The 20,481-nt window shown below is 58.8% G+C and carries 17 protein-coding genes; 2 read left to right on the top strand and 15 right to left on the bottom strand.

The window, feature by feature from the left end; translation table 11 throughout:
- Nucleotides 1–20: 20 nt before the first annotated feature.
- Nucleotides 21–1,625, top strand: coding sequence for an extracellular solute-binding protein (locus tag FE782_RS08060; RefSeq protein ID WP_138193572.1), 1,605 nt, complete (start codon nt 21–23; stop codon nt 1,623–1,625).
- A gap of 84 nt (nt 1,626–1,709) precedes the next feature.
- Here the strand turns inward: FE782_RS08060 and FE782_RS08055 are convergent, their stop codons facing one another.
- Nucleotides 1,710–2,804 (bottom strand): response regulator transcription factor, encoded by a 1,095-nt coding sequence (locus tag FE782_RS08055; protein ID WP_158299294.1) that lies wholly within the window; start codon nt 2,802–2,804, stop codon nt 1,710–1,712.
- A 5-nt stretch (nt 2,805–2,809) separates the two neighbouring features.
- Nucleotides 2,810–3,820, bottom strand: coding sequence for a response regulator (locus FE782_RS08050; protein WP_138193570.1), 1,011 nt, complete (start codon nt 3,818–3,820; stop codon nt 2,810–2,812).
- Nucleotides 3,821–4,030: 210 nt separating this feature from the next.
- Here FE782_RS08050 and FE782_RS08045 point away from each other — a divergent pair, with 210 nt between their 5' ends.
- Nucleotides 4,031–4,681 (top strand): sensor domain-containing protein, encoded by a 651-nt coding sequence (locus FE782_RS08045; protein ID WP_138193569.1) that lies wholly within the window; start codon nt 4,031–4,033, stop codon nt 4,679–4,681.
- 346 nt (nt 4,682–5,027) lie between these two features.
- Here FE782_RS08045 and FE782_RS08040 read toward each other — a convergent pair whose 3' ends face one another.
- The 13 genes from FE782_RS08040 to FE782_RS07980 all read right to left on the bottom strand — a co-directional run bounded on the left by FE782_RS08040 (nt 5,028) and on the right by FE782_RS07980 (nt 20,452).
- Nucleotides 5,028–6,113 (bottom strand): acyl-CoA dehydrogenase family protein, encoded by a 1,086-nt coding sequence (locus tag FE782_RS08040; protein WP_238392385.1) that lies wholly within the window; start codon nt 6,111–6,113, stop codon nt 5,028–5,030.
- A gap of 99 nt (nt 6,114–6,212) precedes the next feature.
- Complete coding sequence (locus tag FE782_RS08035) at nt 6,213–7,796, bottom strand: FAD-dependent oxidoreductase (protein WP_138193567.1); 1,584 nt, start codon at nt 7,794–7,796, stop codon at nt 6,213–6,215.
- A 55-nt stretch (nt 7,797–7,851) separates the two neighbouring features.
- Nucleotides 7,852–8,850 carry a zinc-dependent alcohol dehydrogenase gene (locus FE782_RS08030; protein WP_138193566.1) on the bottom strand — a complete coding sequence of 333 codons (999 nt, stop codon included), beginning with the start codon at nt 8,848–8,850 and terminating at the stop codon, nt 7,852–7,854.
- Nucleotides 8,851–8,895: 45 nt separating this feature from the next.
- Complete coding sequence (locus FE782_RS08025; RefSeq protein ID WP_138193565.1) at nt 8,896–11,136, bottom strand: helix-turn-helix transcriptional regulator; 2,241 nt, start codon at nt 11,134–11,136, stop codon at nt 8,896–8,898.
- A 59-nt stretch (nt 11,137–11,195) separates the two neighbouring features.
- A complete protein-coding gene (locus FE782_RS08020) occupies nt 11,196–12,059 on the bottom strand; it encodes a carbohydrate ABC transporter permease (protein WP_138193564.1) in 864 nt (287 codons plus the stop codon).
- Nucleotides 12,053–13,018, bottom strand: coding sequence for an ABC transporter permease (locus FE782_RS08015; protein ID WP_138193563.1), 966 nt, complete (start codon nt 13,016–13,018; stop codon nt 12,053–12,055). Before FE782_RS08015 ends, FE782_RS08020 begins: the two co-directional genes overlap by 7 nt.
- Before the next feature lie 83 nt (nt 13,019–13,101).
- Nucleotides 13,102–14,721 carry an extracellular solute-binding protein gene (locus FE782_RS08010; RefSeq protein WP_138193562.1) on the bottom strand — a complete coding sequence of 540 codons (1,620 nt, stop codon included), beginning with the start codon at nt 14,719–14,721 and terminating at the stop codon, nt 13,102–13,104.
- Nucleotides 14,722–15,276: 555 nt separating this feature from the next.
- Nucleotides 15,277–16,140: a sugar phosphate isomerase/epimerase family protein gene (locus FE782_RS08005; protein ID WP_138193561.1), complete on the bottom strand. Its 864-nt coding sequence runs from the start codon at nt 16,138–16,140 to the stop codon at nt 15,277–15,279.
- A gap of 21 nt (nt 16,141–16,161) precedes the next feature.
- Nucleotides 16,162–17,037, bottom strand: a complete 876-nt coding sequence (locus FE782_RS08000; RefSeq protein WP_138193560.1) for a sugar phosphate isomerase/epimerase family protein — start codon at nt 17,035–17,037, stop codon at nt 16,162–16,164.
- Between the two features lie 19 nt (nt 17,038–17,056).
- Entirely contained in the window at nt 17,057–18,121 is a 1,065-nt protein-coding gene (locus tag FE782_RS07995; protein ID WP_138193559.1) for a Gfo/Idh/MocA family protein, read from the bottom strand.
- 19 nt (nt 18,122–18,140) lie between these two features.
- Nucleotides 18,141–18,614: a GNAT family N-acetyltransferase gene (locus FE782_RS07990; RefSeq protein WP_138193558.1), complete on the bottom strand. Its 474-nt coding sequence runs from the start codon at nt 18,612–18,614 to the stop codon at nt 18,141–18,143.
- Between the two features lie 198 nt (nt 18,615–18,812).
- A complete protein-coding gene (locus FE782_RS07985; RefSeq protein WP_138193557.1) occupies nt 18,813–20,033 on the bottom strand; it encodes an MFS transporter in 1,221 nt (406 codons plus the stop codon).
- A 200-nt stretch (nt 20,034–20,233) separates the two neighbouring features.
- Nucleotides 20,234–20,452, bottom strand: a complete 219-nt coding sequence (locus FE782_RS07980) for a hypothetical protein (RefSeq protein WP_138193556.1) — start codon at nt 20,450–20,452, stop codon at nt 20,234–20,236.
- Nucleotides 20,453–20,481 lie beyond the last annotated feature (29 nt).

The raw sequence follows: 20,481 nt of genomic DNA, 5'->3' as shown, positions 1-20,481 counted from the left end.
CCAAAAAAGGAGAGGTTCGAATGCAACAGAGAAAGTCGTTCGCTATCCTGCTCGGCACCGTACTAAGTTTCGGCACGATCCTAGGCTGTTCTACGGGAGGGTCAAGCGAGGAGCCGGCACCGTCGGGAACGCCGTCCACCGGCGAGCCAGCGACGGCGCCGGAAGCGGAAGCGCCGAAAGAGCCGCTGAAGCTGAAGGTGACGCTCACGACCGGCAACCTGGGTCACGTCGTCAACTCCTCGAACATTAACGAAGACAAGTACGTGAAGAAGCTGGAGGAATTGTCTAACACCGATCTTGAGTTCGAGCTCCTCCCTCATGAAAATTACGAACAAAGTCTATCCCTGACGCTTGCGGGCGGCGAGCTGCCCGACATTTTGCAAACCAAGGGCATCAACACGCCCGAGATCGCGCCGGCGATCGACGCGGGCGTCCTGCTCCCGCTTGGCGACCTGATCGATCAGTACGCGCCGAACTTGAAAGCGAAGGTGAAGCCGGACTCTTGGAAATCCGGACGCGTCGCGAAAGACGGGGTCATCTACGGCATCCCGGGCGACAATGCGATCACGAACGGCACCGTCGTGTACATTCGCAAGGATTGGCTCGACAAGCTGGGGCTCTCGACGCCGAAGACGATCGACGAATACATCGAGGTGCTGCGCGCGTTCCGCGACGGCGACCCGAACGGCAACGGCAAGAAGGACGAAATCCCGTTCTCCGGCCGCGAGAAATTTTCGCATACGGGCCATTTCTTCGGCGCCTTCGACGTGCCGCTGAACGCCTGGAGGCTCGTGGACGGCAAGCTGACGCCGAACCACGTCCGTCCGGAAATGAAAGACGCCCTGGCCGTCTACCGTCAATTGTACGAAGAGAAGCTGCTCGACAACGAATTTATTACCCAGCCTGGTAACGTATGGGACAATAAGATCGTAACGGGTCAAGTCGGCATGTGGGCGCACGCGGCGACGTACCCGGACACATGGCTGAATCGACTGCGGGAAAACGTTCCGGAAGCCGAGATCGCGCTCATCCCCGCTCCTGTCGGTCCGAGCGGCAAGCCGGGCGGCGTATACGCGATCGGCTCCTCCGTCTCCGACTTCGTATGGACGATTCCGGCCGGCACGGACGAAGCGAAGGCGATCGAAATCATCAAGTTTTTCGACTGGTTTTATTCGGACGAAGCGCCGAGCGACTTTTTCCTCTACGGTCTCGAAGGCGAAAATTACACGAAAAGCGGCGACGCGATTACTTACAAGTATCCTTCCGTCAAGGAAGAGTACGACGCGGAAGCGATGCACCAAGAGTGGCTGCATTTCACGGGTCCGAAGCTTCACCTGACGGACGAGACGTTCATCAAAGGCCGCAACATGGGCGACCTGATTTTCTCCGGCATCCAGACGGGCATGAACGAAGGCATCGTGAACGACGGTCTCGACCTCCCGACCCTCCCCGCGCTCCAGGCGCGTCCGGAGCTCGATCATAACGGATTGTTCCAAGAGATCGCGGCGAAGATCATCACCGGCCAAGAGCCGGTCGACGCGTTCGACGCCTACGTCGCCGATTGGAAGAGCCGCGGCGGCGACCAGTGGATTACCGAAGCGACGGAATGGTACAACAACCGATAAGCGCATGGAAAAGGACGGTCCCTCGGGACCGTCCTTCTTTATGTTTGGTGTCGGCTTAGCGCGGACGGCGGCGGACCGCTCCGACTATGAAATGCCTAACCGCTTGCGATAGTCCGACGGCTTGATGCCGAAGTACTTCTTGAACGCTTTCGTGAAATGCGGGTAGTCGACGTACCCGGCCGCGCGAGCCGCGTCGTTCATCGACTTCGTCGGATCCGTCAACAGTTCCTTCGCCCGTTCCATCCGAAGTCGCGTCACATACTGCACGAAGGTTACGCCCGTCTCGGCTTTGAACGAGCGGCTGAAATACGCCGGCGACATCGAAGCCGCGTCGGCCAACTGCTGCATCGATAACGTCGGATCGGCGAACGACGCGTTCACGCGCTCGATGCTGGATCGGATGTGCCTGTGATTGACCCAGTTGCGGGATTGCCGAATGCGTTCCATCGCCTCTAGAAGCGACTCCTTCGCGAGGCGAAACGCGGTTTCGTCATCGTTCGCCGCCCGTACATCCGGCAGGCTTGGGAAGGCCCCTTCGGTCCCCCCGCGCCGCCGGAGCTCCGACGCCGCGAAGTGCAGCAAGTCCGCGCACACCTCGTTCGCTTGCGGCGCTCTCCCCACCCTCGTGTCGCTTATGGATCGCTCCTCGATCCATAGCCGCACGTCCTCCCACGTCGCATCGATCTCCTCGGGGCGTAACAGCCACACGGAATCCGCCAGGCGCTTGCCGGTCGCTTCGCACAAGGGCAGCCAATCGAATCGGGGCGCCTCGGTCTTCGCCTTCTCGCGGAGCCGCTCGGCCACGCGTTCCATCGTCGCTCGGAAGTCCTCCGGCTTGATCGGCTTCAACAAATAATCCGCCACGCCGTGCCGAATCGCTTCTTGGATGTACGGGAAATCGTCGTACCCGGACAAGATGACGATCTCAGGCTTCTCTTTTAAGCGCTGAAGGCGGCCGATCAGCTCCAGCCCGTCCATGACCGGCATCGTAATGTCGGTGATCACGACGTCCGGCCGCTCGCGTTCGATGAACGCAAGCGCCTCTTCCCCGTCCTCGGCTTCCCCCGTCACCCGGAACGCCGCCGAGTTTTCCAACAGCTTCCGCACCGTTCTCTTGATCATCAGTTCGTCGTCGACCGCAAGCACCGTGTACGTATCGGCCCCCTCCCTCCCCCGCATTCGCGTCAGGCCCCGTACGGCAAGGTGAGCCGCAGCAGCGTACCGGACGGCTCGGCCGTAGACGTCAGCTCGACGGCGCCGCCCCATGCTTCGACGCGTTCCCGCATCGCGGCGAGACCGATGCCTTGCTCGCTCCCCCCGTCGTACGGGCGGCCGTCGTTCCATAGCGACAGTCGGATCTTGCCCTCGTTTAGCTGCAGACGGAACAGAAACCGCGTCGCCCCGCCGTGCCGAATCCCGTTCGTAATGCCCTCCTGTACGGCATGCAGCGCCGTCTTCGCGAAGGACGGGTCCACCGTCGCCGCCTCCGGCTCGAATTCGGAGACGATCGTCACGCCGGCCAATCGTTCGGCGTCGGCGAGGAACGCGCGCAGCGATGCGACGAGCTCCGTCTCCTGCCGGCCTTGCTGCACCGTTCTGACGGCCTGGCGGATCGTCAGCATGCCGCTGCGCAGCAGCTCGCTGGATTGCTCGAGCCGCTTCAAGCCTTCCTCGCGGTTCGCCGCAAGCAGCATCTTGGCCGCTTCCAAATTCATAAGCGTGCTCGTCAGCGTGAAGCCGAGAATATCGTGCAAGTCGTGCCCGATGCGTCTCCGCTCTTCGGCGGCGATCCGCTCCTGCTCCGCTTCCGCCGATCGGCGCTCCTCCAACCGATCCGCGATGGCGCGGATCGACGGAAGCAGCTCCTCGACCCGGACCGGTTTAAGCAAATAGTTGACCGCCTGCAGCTCGATCGCTTGCTTCGCGTATCGAAAATCCGCGATCCCGGTCAATAGAATGCATTCGATGTCGAGTTGGCGCTGACGGATCGTCTCGATCAGCTCGAGTCCCGACATCTCGGGCATCCGAATGTCGGTGATCAGCACGTGGATGTCCTGCTCCATGACGATCTGCAGCGCTTGCTTTCCGTTATATGCTTTATGGATTCTCGTAATGCGATATTCGTCCCACGGCACCGTGGCGGCTAAGCTCTCCACTAGATGCTTATGGTCGTCGACGATCAGCATGGAATACATCGGAGAATCGCTTCCTTTCCCGTGTTCGAACGCTCCCGCGCCTTGCTCCTTCTGTCAGCGTAATCGATCGCGCCTCGGAATACAACAGAAAATCCAACATCATCCCCCGACGAAAGTCCGGGCCGCGCACGAACCTCGGCCGGTATCGAAGGCGGGTCGAATCCGGGTAAGATGTGACAGTACATTCCAATTCGAGGAGAAACGATTCCCATGCAAATCCGCCAACCGGCGCTTCCGACGGCGAAGCCGTCCGTCACCCCGTCCGCTTACGTCTTACTGTCGCTCCCGCTCGGCATTCTGTACTTCGTCTTTATCGTCGCGGGACTGACGCTGTCCGCCGGCTTGCTGCCGATCTTCGTCGGCTTGCCGATTCTGCTCGGCGTACTTACGATTCTCTTCGGCATCGCCGGCTTCGAAAGATCGCTCGCCCGAGCGGTGCTCGGCTTGGACGATCCCGAGCCCGCTTCCGCCTCCGCTTCCGTCGCCGCCGAGCGCGGATTATTCCGCCGGCTCGGTCGGGCGGTCGCCGATCCGGCATCGTACTTGAACATTCTCCTATGCATCCTGAAGCTGCCGATCGGTATCGTCAACTTCGTCGTCTCCGTTACGCTCGTCTGCGTCAGCATCGGCTTGATCGCGACCCCCGCCGTGTATGTCGTTCTGGAGCGTACGATCAGCATCGACATCTTCGAGACGTCGTATTGGATCGCCGATCTTGCCCCGAACATCACGTCGATGCAACTCTCCTTCGTCTGCACGGCGATCGGCTTCGTGCTGCTGTTCCTCTCCGTCGCGACGATTCGCGCGATGGCCGCTTGGACGGCGAGGTTTACGTTAGCGATGGCGAGAGCGCCGCGATAACCGGCTAAAGTTGCCTCGGCCATTACCTGCACAAAAATGTTCGCGGTCCCCCTCTTCGCTAAGCGCGAATTCGCGCTTATAAGCGGAAACCTCCGTCTAAACCGTCGGTCTAAGCGCGAATTCGCGCTTATAAGCGGAAACTTCCGTCTAAACCGTCGGTCTAAGCGCGAATTCGCGCTTATAAGCGAAACCTCCGTCTAAACCGTCGAGCTAAGCGCGAATCCGCGCTTGCAGGCGGGGTTCCCCCGTTTTCCATCCATCGTCGAAGCACGTACTGCCTCTCGCCATGAAAAAAACCGCGCGAGCGGTTCCGCCATAACGGCGGGACAACGCTCGCGCGGTTTTCTTACTCGGCAGGCCCTTCCTCGAATTCCGCTTGGAAATCGACTAACAACGTGTGCTGGCAGGCCGTCTGCAAATCGCGCCAAATCCGGTTGATCGCCGCGTCTTCCATCAGCGCGCCGATGCCGAGGTACGGGAACACATTCCGGCCCGCGCGCATCGCTTCCGCCGCAGCGGCCTTGCTTTCCCGCCCGAGGGCGGCCCAGTCGCCGTCCGACGCGTCGCCTCGAAGATGGGCGTCCCACGCCTGCCGGGCGGCGTCGTAATATCGCTGCGTCCGCTGCGTCAGCCGCTCCTCCGCCCGGCGGATCCGGCCGGTCACCGACTCGAACCGAGCGGCGCCTCCCTTGCTCCACGCCTCGCGGCTCGCTTCGGCCACGGCGGAAGCCTCCTCCAGCAGATGGCGCGCGATGCCGATCGCGACCGCGGCGAACGAGCTCTCCGCGAACGGCAGGAACGGCACCCGATACACGGCTTCGTTCCTTCGGTCGTTCCGATCGACGCGGAACGCATGCGAATCCGGCACGAACGCCTCGGCCGCCCGAATCGAATGGCTCGCCGTCGCCTTCAAGCCGAACGCCCGCCAATCCGGCACGATCTCGACTTGCTCGGGCCGCAGCGCGAAGGCGAGCGCAGCGGCGTCCGCCGGATCGCCGCCTTCGACGAGCGCCGTCGCCGTGAACGTCGTCGCATAGGTCGAGCCGCTGCAATACTTCCAGCTGCCGCTTACGACGTAGCCGCCCTCGACGCGCAGCGCCCGTCCCGTCGGCGACCCGCTCCCGGCGATGACCGCGCGGGCGTCCGAATAGACGACCGCAGCCGTCTCCGGCGGCAAGCATGAGGCGAAGTAACCGCCCCCGGACCCGATCGTCACGGCCCAGCCGAAGTTGCCTTCGACGCGGGACGCTTCTTCGAACACGCGAAGCGCCTCCGGCAGCGGAGCCATTCGACCGCCGAACTCTTCCGGGACGAACAGCTTGAATAACCCGAGCTCGTATATGTACGAGAGCGCCTCGTTACTCAAGGCGCCTTCCCGCTCCATCCGTCCGGCGGCGTCCCTAACCGCCTCGATTACATCCTTCGTAAACAATCGTATCCCCCCTGGTTCCATCCTCCCGATCCGTCTCTTTCATTGTAACCGGAACGGAGGAACGGAGTCGAATGCATCGACGACGGGAGCCGGTTCCGATTACACCGAATGAATGTTCGGCCATTCCAGCTCGACGCCCTGCGCGCGAAGCCGCCCCTGGTAGGCGGACAACAGGTCGCCGTCCTCCCGAACGGTCCGAGGCTCCGCGCCCCGGTCGATGCAGAACGAGGCCAGCGCGCCCGCCGCTTCGCCGACGTTCCATTCGACGGGATGCAGCCGGTAGCAGCCGTTCGTAATATGCGTCGTGCCGATATTTTTCCCTGCCGCGATCAAGTTGCTTACCCGGATCGGCAGCAGGCTGCCGAGCGGAATGCGGAACGGCAAGCTCGAGACGTCGACGTACGTACGCAGCGCCGTGCTCGGATGCAGATCGATGCGGTAGCAGCCTACGCCTACGGAATCGTGATACGGCTCCGCCGTCCCGTCCGGCCGGCACTCGGGGCTGAGGTGCTGCTCCAAGACGGTCGTCACCGCCCGGATGCGCCGCGATTCCCGGATGTACGGCTTCTTCGCCAGCCCGTCGGTCGTGCCGGTGACGTCGCCGCGAAGCCGCAAGCCCGGATAGCCGACCTTCCCGTCCGGCCGGGGCGCTTCCGTCTGCATCCAATACAGCAGCGACAAGCTAAGCTGCCGCGCGCTCTCAAGACGCTGCGCGCGGACGTCCGCGGGCACGTCGATGATCGGGCCGAGCCAGTAGTCGTTCTGCGGCCAGTTGACGACCGTGATGTCGCTGTCGAACGCCCCGTCCGCGAACAACGTTCGATCGATCAAGCGGCGGTACTTCCAGAGCGAGAACGATGCCGGCTCGTCGGGGAAGAAGCCGTATCGGATCGGTTCGAGCGTATGCGGCACGAGCCCCATCCAGCTGAGCAGCCGGTCCGGCCAGAAATCCGCCTTGTACGAACGCCAGAAATCGTATTCCGCCGGCTTCAGGATCGTATGGTCTTCGCCCTCGATATGATCCATCGCGAAACACCAGGTGATCGCCTGCATGTCCGTCGGGTCCGCCGCGCCGGGCAGCGCATGCGGCTCGCCCGTCTCCCGGGCGGATTCCGCGCCGGTCACGTATTCGACGCCGGCCAATGGAAGCAAGTCGCCTTCCTCGGTCGCGTCGAGGAAATAATCGCCGGTCAGGACGATCGTCTCGCCGGTGTCCTCCGACCGAACGGCGACCGATACGATCCGATCTCCGTCCGTCTCCGCGCCCACGGGCGAATGCCGCTCTAAGACGACCAGCTTGCCGCTGTGAACGTACGGAGCCAGCATGTCGCGCAGCACCGCGAGCGCCGCGCGCGGCTCGTGCGAAATGCGGCTGACGATCGCGCTGCCCGGATTAAACTCCTTCTTCGCGCGAGCCTCGGCCGTCACCGGGAAGTTGCGCAAATAATAGGCTCTCACGTCGTCGCGGAATTTGCGGTAAGACGCCGTACAGCCGAACCGTTCGATCCACGGATGCTCGTCCGGCGGTACCGCTTGGCTGGTGAACTGCCCGCCGATCCAATCCGAATCCTCGGTCAGGATGACGCGCTTTCCCGCTTGCGAAGCGGCGAGCGCCGCGGCCACGCCGCCGACGCCCCCGCCGACGATGACGATATCGGCATGACGCTGTTGTCCGACAAACATGGTTCATCTCTCCTCATGCGAATGGCTGCCGATCGACGTCGGGCAGCCACTCGCTTTAATATTGAATTAACGTGCCTACGACGCCCGGCTTCGAAAGCTCGTATTGTCGGTAGGCTTCCTCGGCGCGTTCCAACGGGAACACGTCCGTAATGAGCGGCGCGATCGTAATTTTGTTCTCCGCGAGCAGCCGGATATATTCCCCGATGTTGCGGCCTTCGGTCCAACGGACGTACCCGATCGGATAATCCCGGTTTTCCCGCTCGTAAGACGCGTCGTATCGCCCAGGTCCGCCGGCGCGGGAGATGAGCACCTGAACTTCCTTCCCGAACATATCGCCGCGGGAATATTCCGTCGTGACGTCGCCGACGATCACGATTTTGCCGCGATCCCGCAGCCACGACATCGCCCGGTTAATCAGCGCTTCCCCGGGACCGCTCGCGCAAATCAAGACGGCGTCCGCGCCGTAAGGGCCGACGGCGTCCGCCAGCTTCTCCTCGAGCGCTTCCGGCGACGCATACGCATGCGGCACGCCTAAGCCGCGCAGCGCCTCTACCCGTCCGGCGTCAAGATCGAGCCCGGCCGTCCGATACGAAGCGGCGTTCGAAATCTGAGCGATCAGATTGCCGAGAATGCCGAGACCGACGATCGCGGTCGACTCGCCGAACGACAAGGACGCGGTCCGAAGGGCGTGAATGGCGATGGCGCCGAGCCCCGCGAAGGCGGCCTCCTTCGGATCGACGTTGTCCGGCACCGCAGCCGTTAGGTTCGACGGCATCGACAACCGTTGCGCATGCCTCGCGTATGGAGCGCCGTAACACGCTACACGCTGGCCCGGAAACCGGTCGGTCACGCCGTCTCCCACCGCTTCCACGATGCCTACGGCACTGTACCCGAGCACGACCGGCTGTTCCGGCATGCGCTTCAGGAAGCCCATCTCGGTCCCCGGACTGATCGCGGAAAATTCGGTGCGCACGATGACGTGGCCCGCCGTCGGCGTTGGGGCCGGCAGCTCGGTGATGACTATGTTGCCTTGTTGCGTAGCGATCGCTTTCATCGTGCTTCATCCCCCAGATGTTCAACCCATTAATCATTCATGACATTAACTGACTTGACGCTTGCGGTATTCGCTCGGCGAGATGCCGTAATACTTCTTGAACGTGGTCGTGAACGTCGAAGAGTTCAAGTAACCGGTCTTCTCCCCGATCTCGGCGACCGTCAAGCTCGAGTCCTTCAACAATTCTTTCGCATGCGACAAGCGGACCTTGTTCAAATACTCGACATAGTTGACGCCGAACGTCTTCTTGAAGTAGTTGGAAAAATACTTCGGCGTCGTCTCGAGCACTTCGGCCATATGATCTAAATACAAATTCTCCATATAATGAAGATCGATGTACTGCGATATGAACGACGGATTCAGCTTGCTTCGCTGCTCGCCCTGGCTCTGGCTCGCTACCGTGGCGGCGAGACGCACGAGCGCCTCTTCGATGTCCGCAATGCCGGAAGCCCCTTCGACCATCCGTTGGAAATCGAGCTCGAGCCGATACAGCGCTTGGCGGTCGTTCCCATTCCCTTCGGCGACTTGCAGCATCGAGAAGAAAATCGCGTTCGCGACGTGCCGCAGCTGATTCCGGTGCACGTTGCGCTCCAAGTTTTCCCGAAGCGTCTCCCGAACGATCTCCACCGCTTCGTCCCGGCGTCCGTTCAGCAGCAGATTCGACAGCTTCTCCACGCGCTCGAACGGAAAGTAAACGTTCCACTCGTAACGGATCGTCTCGACGTCCAGCAGGATGGCATCCTTCATCTTGCGGTACGGCGACGCATGGAGAACATCGTCGTACGCCTTCGCGCAGTTCGACACTTGCGATTCGTACGTTCGGCTTACGCTGCCGCGGAGCGCGCAGTTCGACAGCTCCTTCTCGAATCGCAGGACCAGATGGCCGAGTCGGCGTAGCAGCGTCTCTCTTCCGGACGATTGGTCGAGCCCGATCATCGCGAGGAATCGCAAATTCCCATGGTGGAACACTTCCGCATGCATCCGTTCGCTGCTCAGCGACTCGCGCAGCCGCGCTTCGAACGCCTCGATCGAATCGAACGGCAGCCGGTCCTTCTGTTCGGGAACGGCTTCGAGGTAAAGCATGATGAAATACTTCTTCCGGAAGAAATCGGGATAATGACGCCGCAATAGCGCGTCCTGTTCTTCGGTATGCGGGAAAGCGTCCAGCGACTGGAAGAAGACGACCTTCCGCATTTCGGCGTCCACCAGCTCGAGCTGCTTCCGGTAGGAGTCGTTTTCCGACTGAATCCGTAAGATGCCGCTGTGAATTTTCCGGAAGTCGTTCCCTTTCACATGCCCTTCGCCGAACAATTGCAAAATCCGCTTCACCGGCTTATATAAGTAAATACTCAGCAAGCCGGACAGCAATAAAGCGCATAAAATTCCAGTGAACATAATGATTCGGTTCGCTTGATTGACCGAGTCGATGTTTTGGAACTGATACGGCACTTTATCGATATAAATGAATGCATTGTAATCGGACTTATAGAAGTTATATTCGAAATTTTCCCTCGTTACGCTCGTTTCGTTGCCGGCTTTGAAGTATACGTCGTTCAAAATTTCCATTAAACCGAAGCTTTCCTCGGTGCTAAGGAGAATATTTCGAGCTTGGTCCATTACGATCAAAGAGGCGCCGGGAAGCATCGCCTTCTGATCGACGTGCTTCATGAGCGCTTCCACGTTCACCAACATGATGATGTTCTTCGACGAGAGCCGGAACTTGTTGCCGTCTACGATGGCGATGAGCCGCTTGTTCTTAAACTGGGTCCCGTCCGAGTACACTCGATAATCGGCGGCCGGGAACGTCTTGAGTTCGTGCTTGGTGGACGTTAACGATCGCCAATACTCCGCGTCGTACACTTCGTGCCGGTATTTGCTCGTGAACAGAGTATGCAAATCGCTGGTCCCTCTCGACGTGACGGCGAGATTCGAGTGATCGTAAAATACGATGATATCCTCGAGGTAATCGACGTTGGAGAGAAGCGATGCGAGCTGTTCCTGCATCATGTAGATTTCGCTCATTTTCATGCGTCCGTCCGATTGAATCGAGTCGTCGTACCGCAGTCCGTGGACGGAATGAATGACGTTGTTCACGGTGCGGAAGCTGTTGTCGAACGATTGGATGATCGAACGCATGATGAGCGCGTTGTTTTGCGTGACCTTGTCGTAGATGCCGGAGATCGAGTTTTTGTAGACGATGTAGTTGGATACGAACATTACGGTAATGACGAGCAGTAACGCAAAGAAGATTTGCAGCAAACCCGCATTGGTAACGATTCGTTTCATAGATGATCTTCTCCCGACGCCGTGATGTGTATCCTAAAATAATTCTACATCGTCTCCGCTCATCCCTTCTCCGAGCCTAACATTACGCCTTTAGCAAAATATTTCTGGGCGAACGGATAAATCATTAGAACCGGAATCATCGACAAGACGATCGTCGCGTTCTTAAGCGCCTGCGGCGCGAGCGCGGCCGCATCGACCAGTCCCGCGTTGTTTCCTTCGCTGAAGATGAGCATGCCTCTCAACACGACCTGCAGCGGATGCATCGTCTGATCGGTCAAGTAAATCATCGGCAGGAAGAAGCTGTTCCAATGTCCCATGAAGTAGAACAACCCGATCGACGCGAGCGCCGGCTTCGATAACGGAATGACCATGTTGAACAAAATCCGGAACTCCGACGCGCCGTCGATCAACGCGGCTTCGCGAATTTGCGTCGACATGTTTTCGTAGAAGCTCTTCAAGATGATCAGTTCGAACGTCCAGATCGCATTCGGAATGACGAGCGCCCAGACGGAATCGAGCAGACCGAGCTCTTTCACGATCATGTAGTTCGGAATGATGCCCGGATTGAGGAACATCGTCAGAACGATCATGAACATGAAGTATTTTCGGCCGATAAAACCACGCTGCGAAAGCGGATACGCCGCGACGGCGGTGAACAGCAAGTTGATGAACGTACCGAGCGCGGTGTAGAAAATGGTGTTCAAATACGCGCGCGGGATGCGATTGTCGGACAACACCTCGGCGTACGCGTTGAAATTCAACCCCCGAGGCCAAAGCCAAACCTTGCCTTGCGTCACCAGCGCGGTGTCGCTGAGCGAAACGGCCAGAATATATAGGACCGGATATACGGTTGAAATCGCCAACGCCGTAAGCAAGAGCGCGTTGATCGCGTCGAACAGCGTAAATTTCCGTTGACCTACCATAACCCGCTCCCTCCCATCCGACGGCTGATGAAGTTCGCGCCGAGCAGCATGACCATCGCGACGACGGCTTCGAACATGCCGACGGCCGCGGCGTAGCTATAATTCGCCTCTAGCAATCCTTTACGATAGACGAAGGTCGAAAACACGTCCGCTACATCGTATGTGGTAGGATTGTACAACAGCAATACCTTCTCGTACCCGACGCGAATCATCGACCCCGTCTTCAAGATGAACATGATGACGATCGTCGGCATTAAGCCGGGCAGCGTAATATGGCGCATGACCTGCCAACGGCTGGCGCCGTCGACTCTCGCCGCTTCGTATAACGTCGGACTGATCCCCGCGACGGCGGCAAGAAACACGATCGCCTCGTAACCGACGCTCGCCCAGATGTCGGAGATGACGTAGACCGGACGGAACCAGGACGCTTCGATCAGGAAGTAAATCTTCTCGAACCCGAACCACGCGATGACGCGGTTAATAATTCCGTTCGACGGGGACAAGAAGTCGATGATCATACTGCTGATGATCACGACGGATAAGAACGCCGGCAAATAGCTGAGCGTCTGGATCGACTTCTTGAACGCCGCGACCCGTACTTCGTTCAGCATGATGGCGAGAATGATCGGAAACGGGAAACCGAAAATGAGCGAGTAAAACCCGAGCGCGAGCGTGTTGCCGAACAGCTGCAAGAAGTCCGGACTCGAGAAGAACTTCTCGAAGTGTTTAAACCCGACCCACGGACTGTCGATAATGCCTTGGAATACGCTGTAATCTTTAAACGAAATGATCAAGCCGTATAACGGACCGTACCGGAAAATGAGATAAAACAAAATGCACGGAATAAAGAGGAGCAGAAGCTGCCGATCCCGCTTCATATGTTTCCACGTTGCTGCCAGCCTTGCGCCGATAGAGGATTGCGGTCGACGCGGATAAGGCTTCGTCCCGGGGTGCTCCATAATGCTCTCCCTCCTGTTTTAGAATCAACGGCACTCGAACCGCGTTTGCGTCCGAGTGCCGCCGACCGTTCTTTACGATTCGATTATTGCGATTCGAAACGCGCTTGCGCCGCGTTGAATACGTCCGTCAGCTGGCCTGCGCCCGCCTTCTCCGCGTTCTGCTGCCATTCGCTCCATTGCGCGTCGCCGTATGCTTTGTCAAGGATGTACTTCGCGCTGAACTCGGCGGCTTCTTTCATCAACGTGACTTGAAGCTCCGCGATCGTCGCGTTCTCGTCGTCGGTGAAGTTCAGGACCGGATCCAAAGCTTCGAATTTGTTTTGCGATACGATCTTATCTTGCGCTTCTTGCTCTTTCTCCGTGTAGTTGTAGTACACGCTGCGGCGGTCGGGATTCAGATACATGCCTTCGAGCCACAGACCGTACTTGTCTTCCAACACCTTGATGTCGACGAGCGGCACGTCGGCGAGCTCCGGATAGACCGGCTTGCCGTCAGCGTCGAAGTTGAACGTCTCGCCTTCCACGCCGAGCGTGACGAGCGCCGCGCCGGACGGGCTGGTAAGGTAGTCGAGCAGCTTCAAAGCGATTTCTTTCTTGTCGTTGTTCGCGACCGTGATGCCGAAGTTGACGTCGATCTTCGGAAGCGTGCGCACGTTGCCCGTCGGACCGACCGGGTTCGCGTAGCGCATATCGTACGTCGGATATTGGTCTTTCACTTGGTTGTAGAACAAGTCGAGACGGCCGATCCAGTCCCACGTGACGAACGCCTTGTCCGTCGTCAGCTTCGCGGTCCAGGAGTCCGGCGTATCCGTCAAGAATTCCGGATCGAGCAGGCCTTCGTTGTACAGCTTCTTCATGAAGTCGAGCATTTCCTTGAACTCTGCTTGCGACGGCGCGAACTTCCACGTCTTGGCGGCTTCGTCGTAGTACATCGGGTAGCTCGCGCCGCTGACGCCCCAGCCGTAGCCCCAATCGCGGAAGATGCCGTCCTTCGTCTTGGAAGCGATCGGGAACGAGTCCGGGTACGCTTCTTTGACTTTCTTCATTGCTTCATAGAACTCATCCGTGTTCGTCCACTCCGGAATTCCGAGCTTATCGAAGATGTCCTTGCGGTACATCCAGCCGTGGTTTACGTCGCGGTTCATGTTGTAGATCGGCCAGGAATACAGCTTGCCCGCTTCGTCGCCGTACGATTTCACGACCCACGGATTTTCATCGATATAAAGCTTCTTAAAGTTCGGCAGCATGTCCGCGTAGTCGTTAATCGGGACGACCGCGCCTTGTTGGCCGATCTTCTTCAGCTCCGCGAACGGAAGGCCGTGGAAGATGTCCGGCAGCTGGCCGGAAGCGACGACGACACGCAAGCGGTCTTGGTACGTCGTGCTGGAGTATGTTTGAAGATCGAGCGTAATGCCCGTGCGCTTCTCGATTTCTTTCGCGATCAGCTTATCGTTGGCCGGATTTTCGCTGACCAACATCCAAGTGAGCGTCGTCGGCTCGTCGACGATCGGAAGCTTGATGCCTCCCGTATCCCCATATTGCGAGGATGTGTCTTCTTCGGCCGCCGGCGTCTCCGCCGCGGGTTGTTCCGCTGCAGGCGTTTCCGCTGCCGGCTCCGGTTCGGACGCGCCGCCGCTGCAGGCAGCCAGGATCGAAGTCAACAATGTTAATACGAGTGCGCCATTCAGATGCTTGCGATTCATTTCTGTCTTCCTCCCTTTTCTACTGTTCGACTGTTAAGTAGTCTGCTGGGACTCGTTCATGTCACGAATACTCACGTTCATCGCTTTCCCCTGCAGCCAAGATCATCGTAATCCGGAACGCGAATTTCGTAAACTCAGCTTTCTCGCCAAGTTCAACAAGAAAGTCGGAAATCGCTTCCAAAACGTAAAAACGTTGATTTATAGCGGAATTTACGGTGTAGAAAAACCTAAAACGAAAGAAAATCGGAAAATTAATGACATTACACCATGATAACATGGATTGTCACGAGGTACGTCGAATTACTAACAATATTTCTTAACGTTGTTTCCAGGTTCATTTCGTTCCGACCGGCGAGTCGCGGCCGATACGATGGTCCATCCTCCCGCACCCTTCTTCGTTCGTCCACCCTCCAAGAATACTATGAAATCGCTCTCATGGCGCTATTATTCCAATGTAGAAAATGCGAAACCGATTGAAAAAAACGAAAACCATTACGCCCGGAGCGAAAAAAAATACTCCCCGCCGTGTCTAGCACGACGAGGAGTAGTAGAACTCTAGATTCGTTCCCAAATCGACCGCACTTGCTGCAGCCCCAGCCTCGAGCCGAGCTGACAGTCTTCCATTCCCTCGAACTCCAGGGAGATGTAACCGGCATACCCCGACGCTTTGACTTCCTTCAAGATCGCCTCGAGCGGGAGATCGCCGTGACCGGCGATCGCGCCGCGCAAGTAGTCGCCGCCCGCCGAGCGGAACCACCCTTCCCCGAAGCCCGAATTCGCCGGACGTAAGTAGAAGTCTTTCAGATGCACCATCGAAGCGATCGGCAAGTTTTTCTTGACGGCGACGAGCGGATTCTCGTCCACGCACATGAAGTTGCCGACGTCGAGCGTCGTCTTGAAGTTCGGCCGATCGACGGCCGAGACGAGCCGCTGCACGCGGTCGGACGCTTGAATGTAGAAGCCGTGGTTCTCGACGCTCGTCGTAATGCCGAACTGCGCCGCGTAATCGGCTACTTCGCGGCACGCCGCGACGAGCTTCGGCAAATCCGCCTCGAATCGCTGGATCGTCGCCTCGGCCGGCGGCCGGGACGCGACGTCGTGCCGCATCAGCTTTACGCCCAAGCGATTCGCGACGTCGACATGCGCTTTCGTCTCCTCGATTACGCGACGGTAGTCCGCCTCGTCGTCGACCGCGAAGTTGGCGCCGACCGCGTAATTCGAAATGTCAATGCCGGCATCGCTCGCCGCGCGACGGATATCGTCGATGAGGCCCGGATCGTCGACGAGCGAGAAGCTGATCGGAACGATTTCGATGTGTTCTCCGCCTTGCTCCTTAATCCACCGAGGCGCGTCGAGAATCGAAAGCTTCCCGCTGCTGATGTCGCGGTGCAAGCTGTAACTGCTAAGTCCCAGTTTCATATCCGTTCTGTCCCCCGTTCGTTAGCGATACGCCCGAATGAATTGAACCGCCTTGCGAATGTCGGCTTCAGGATCGGCGCCGACTTCGCGTTCGATCGTAAGGTACCCTTGATATCCGATCTCCTGCAGCGCGCGGAAATACGCGTCGAAGTCGACTTTGCCTTCGCCGAGCGGCAGCTCCTCGAAGATTTTCCCTTCGGCGAGCAGCGCCGCGATCTTGTCATGCTCCATACCTTCGGTTTCCAAGCTGCCGTAGACGACTCGCGGGTCGACGACGCGATGGCGCACGCCGTCTTTCACATGCGTATGGACGATATAATCCTTCAACAACTTCACGCCTTGTACCGGATCGTCGCCCGTTACCATGACCATGTTCGCAGGGTCGAAGTTAACCGAGACGCCCTTGCCGCTCAGCGTGTCTAAGAACGACTTCAGATGCGCCGCCGTCTCCGGCCCCGTCTCGATCGCGAAGTACGCGCCCAGACTGTTCGCGTACCGGCTCAGCTCCTCGCAAGCCGTCTGCATCGCGTCGTAGACCGGCCCGTTCTTGTCCTCCGGCACGATGCCGATATGCGTCGTCACGATATTCGTTCCGAGCTCGACGGCCAAATCCATGATTCGCTTCGACTTCTCCACCTTCTCCGGATTCGCCGCCGCGTCTTGGAAGCCGTGGCCGCCCAAGTCGCCGCACAAAGCGGAAATTTCGAGACCGAGATCCGCGATGTATTTCTTTAGCTCTTGACGCGCCGGTCCGACCAATACGTCGGGGTCCATCTCGCCCTTCACGGCGTAGATTTGTACGCCTTCCGCGCCGACGTCCTTCGCCTTCCGCAAGCCTTCGCGCACGCCGACGCCGAAGCTGTCGACGATAACGCCGATTTTATTCGTCAATGCCATGCGAGTCCTCCTCCTTTCCTTAGGTATCGAATCGAATTTCCTTGCCGCTGGCGGCCGACTCGTAGATCGCGCACAAGATCTTCATCATCTCGACGCCGTCTTGCACGGGGCTGAGCGTAGCTTTCTCCCCGAGCGAAGCGGAGATGAATCTGTTGATTTCCTGTTGGAACGCGTCCTTGAAGTCGAACGAGAGATTGTCTACCTGCGGCGTTGCGTTCAGGATCGTATTGTGCCGTTCCAGCACGAGCTGCAGCTCCGGCTCGAGCTCGGCGCCGCCCTTTTCTCCGAACAGCTTCACATACAACTCGTCTTTCTTCGCGTGCAGCGTAAAGCTGACGTCGACCATCAACGAGGCGCCGTTCTCGAATCGGATGAGCGCGTTCGCCAAATCCTCGACCGTGTTTTTGGAAGCGTCGTAATCCGCCGCCTTGTAGAACGACAATCCTTGTACGTTGTTCCGATTGCCCAGCTTGTTGTAAGCGTTGCCGCTGACGGACACAACCTTCGGACGTCCCATCAAATACCAGCAGATGTCGATGACGTGCACGCCGAGATCGATCAGCGGCCCGCCGCCCGAACGTTCGACGTCGGAAAACCATCCGCCCGGATTGCCGAGACGGCGCAGGCACGACGCCTTCGCATAGTAAATCTCTCCGAATTCGCCGTCGTCCACGAATTTCTTCAACGTCTGCGTGTTCGACGCATACCGGCGCACGAAGCCGACTTGCAGCAGCTTGCCGCTGCGCGCGACCGCCTTCTCGACTTCCAATGCTTCTTCCACGGTCTTACAGAGCGGCTTCTCTACCAGTACATGCTTCCCCGCGTCGAGCGCCGCGATCGCGATCGGAGCGTGCGTATTATTCCAAGTGCAGACGCTGACGCCGTGGATCTCCGGCAGCGCGAGCAGCTCGCGGTAATCCGTGAACGTCTTCGTCGCTCCGTAACGGGCCGCTTTCGCTTTCGCGCGCTCCTCGTTCAAGTCGCAAATCGCGTAAATTTCGACGTCCGGATGGTTTTCGTAAGATTGGAAATGCACGTCCGAGATGGACCCGGCGCCGATGACGCCGATTTTCAGCTTTGCCATTCCAGTCACTCCCTCGCGTTTATAATTTCAACATGCCCTTGTAAATCCCTGGCGACGAGTCGGGGATGGCTACCGCGCCCGCCGTCTTCGCGTAAAACTCGGTAGGTCCGGCCCCGCCGATGATCGCATACCCATACCCTTCGGACCGCATCGCTTGCATCGCGTAGAGGAAGAGCATCTTCCCCACCCCGCGCCCGCGTTCTTCCGGGTCGACGCCCGTCGGGCCGAAGAACCCCCTCATCGTCGCGTCGTAACAGGAAAACCCGATCAGCTTCCCGTCCTGCGCCGCGATGAAGCACGATACCGGGCTTCTCGCGAAAGCGGCTTCCGCTTCGCTGACCCAGCCCGGGCCGAAGTGCTCTCCGATCCACTTCGTTACGACATGCTTCTCCGGCGCGATCGCCCGGCGAACGGTAACGCCGCTCTGCGAAGCGTACGCCGCCTCGGACGGGACTTCCGGCAGCTCGTACAGCTTTACCAGCATATCCGGCATGACTCCTCCACCTTTCCTTATCTACAGGATGTAGTCATTATATAGAATACCGTGCAAATAAGAATATTCCTGCTTTTCCACGAACTTTTTTTCCACGATATTGAACCTTTTTACGAAAATAATTATCATGGCCAGCGCAGAAAAACGGAGAGAGGAAATCGAAACCTTGTAGAAATCGATAAACTCCCCGTACCCCGCTTACATCGAACGCCGTTCGATTTTCATCGGCACCGCGTCTTCCCGTCCTCCCTTCCCGGACGAAAACCAGACGATCGCTCCGAGCGCCGCGTACAGCAGCCCGGCCGTCACGAAAATCCATTGGAACGAGAGGAACGCGCCGAGTCCGCCGCCGAGCAGCGGGCCGATCATCGAGCCCGACTGGTTGGCGCTCGCCGTCAAACCGAACGACCGCCCTCGGAAGTCGTCCGGTGTACTGCGTACCATTAACGTATTCACGGACGGCACGATGCCGGCCATAAACAGACCGAAGCAGAATTGTATAAGAGTAAAAAGCCATAATTCCGTAATGAAAAATTGCGAAGCGATCGCGACCGCCGAACCCGCGAAACAAACGGTCAGCACCTTCGGATATCCCAATCTCTCCCCGGTTCTACCCCAGAACGGCGAGGCGACGATACCGGCGATGCCGATCAACGCGAAGACGAAACCCGACGTGAGCGCGGCGTCCTCGACGCTGCCCTGCAAGTCCGCGATATGAAGCGTGAGCAGCGGTTGAATCATGTTATACGTCATCTGGAACGCGACCAACAGCAGCAGCATCGACAGCAGCGCCTTCTGGCGAAACACGTTCGCTAGATCGGCTCGGACCGACGAACGCTTCGACGGCTCCGCCGGCCGCCCTTCGCGAACGGTGAACAGCACCGCGGACGTCGCCGCGAAGATAAGCGTGCCTGCCGCAACGAACGACATTCGCATTCCGAACCATTCGGCGAGCAGCCCGCCGATTACCGGCCCCAGAATGCCGCCGCTCATCGTTCCGGCCTGCATCATGCCGAGGCTCCATCCCATCTTTTCCTTCGGCGCCACGCTCGAGACGATCGCCATCGACGCCGGCACGAAGCCGCCGACGAAGCCGTGCAGCAGCCGAACGACGACCAGCTCCCACGGGGTATGCACGAACCCGATAAGCGCATAGATGAGCGCCAACGAGAAGCCCGCGCGCAGCACCATCTTCTTCCGCCCGTACTTGTCGGCGACCGAACCCCACAACGGAGCCATGATCGCGCCGACGAAGAACGCGGACGAGTGCACGACGCCCGCCCACCAATTGACGTCCTTCTCCGATACGCCGAGCTCGAACAGAAACAGCGGCAGGAACGGCACCGACATCGTATAGCTCGCGCTGCACAACAGCACGCCGAACCATAAAATCCACATCGTACGCTTCCAAGATTCCATCCCGCGGCAACACTTCCGTTCGTTCAGAGGTCTCGTAATTCCTATTTCGTTCCACTATAAACCTCTGCCTACGGTCGTTCAACCGACGATCGGAACCGGAAACCATAGAAAAAAGGCCGTCCCGAAAGACAGCCTTCTTATTATGCCCTAATATGGGCGATCTTGAGGTTTTGCGCAAGGAGAGGGACCGTGAGCGATCGTTACAACGAATCTTCTTCCGAATCCGACGCATCGGCCGGCTCTTCGGGTTCCGCCGCCGCCGCTTCCGCCTCCGCCTCTTCGATTTCCGCGTCGACCGTTTCCGCCGCGTCCTCCGCCTCCGCCTCATCCGAAGCGGCAGCCTCTACTTCTTCAACCGCCTCTTCCGCTTGCACGTCTTCGTTTTCCGCCAACACTTCTTGGTTTTCCGCTTCGCTCATTCGAAATCCCTCCTAAGGATCGCCTAGTT

The organism is Paenibacillus antri (genome assembly GCF_005765165.1).
Lineage (GTDB): Bacteria > Bacillota > Bacilli > Paenibacillales > YIM-B00363 > Paenibacillus_AE > Paenibacillus_AE antri.
Note: the sequence above shows the minus strand (reverse complement) of the source record. Positions and strands in the feature narration are given on the sequence as shown.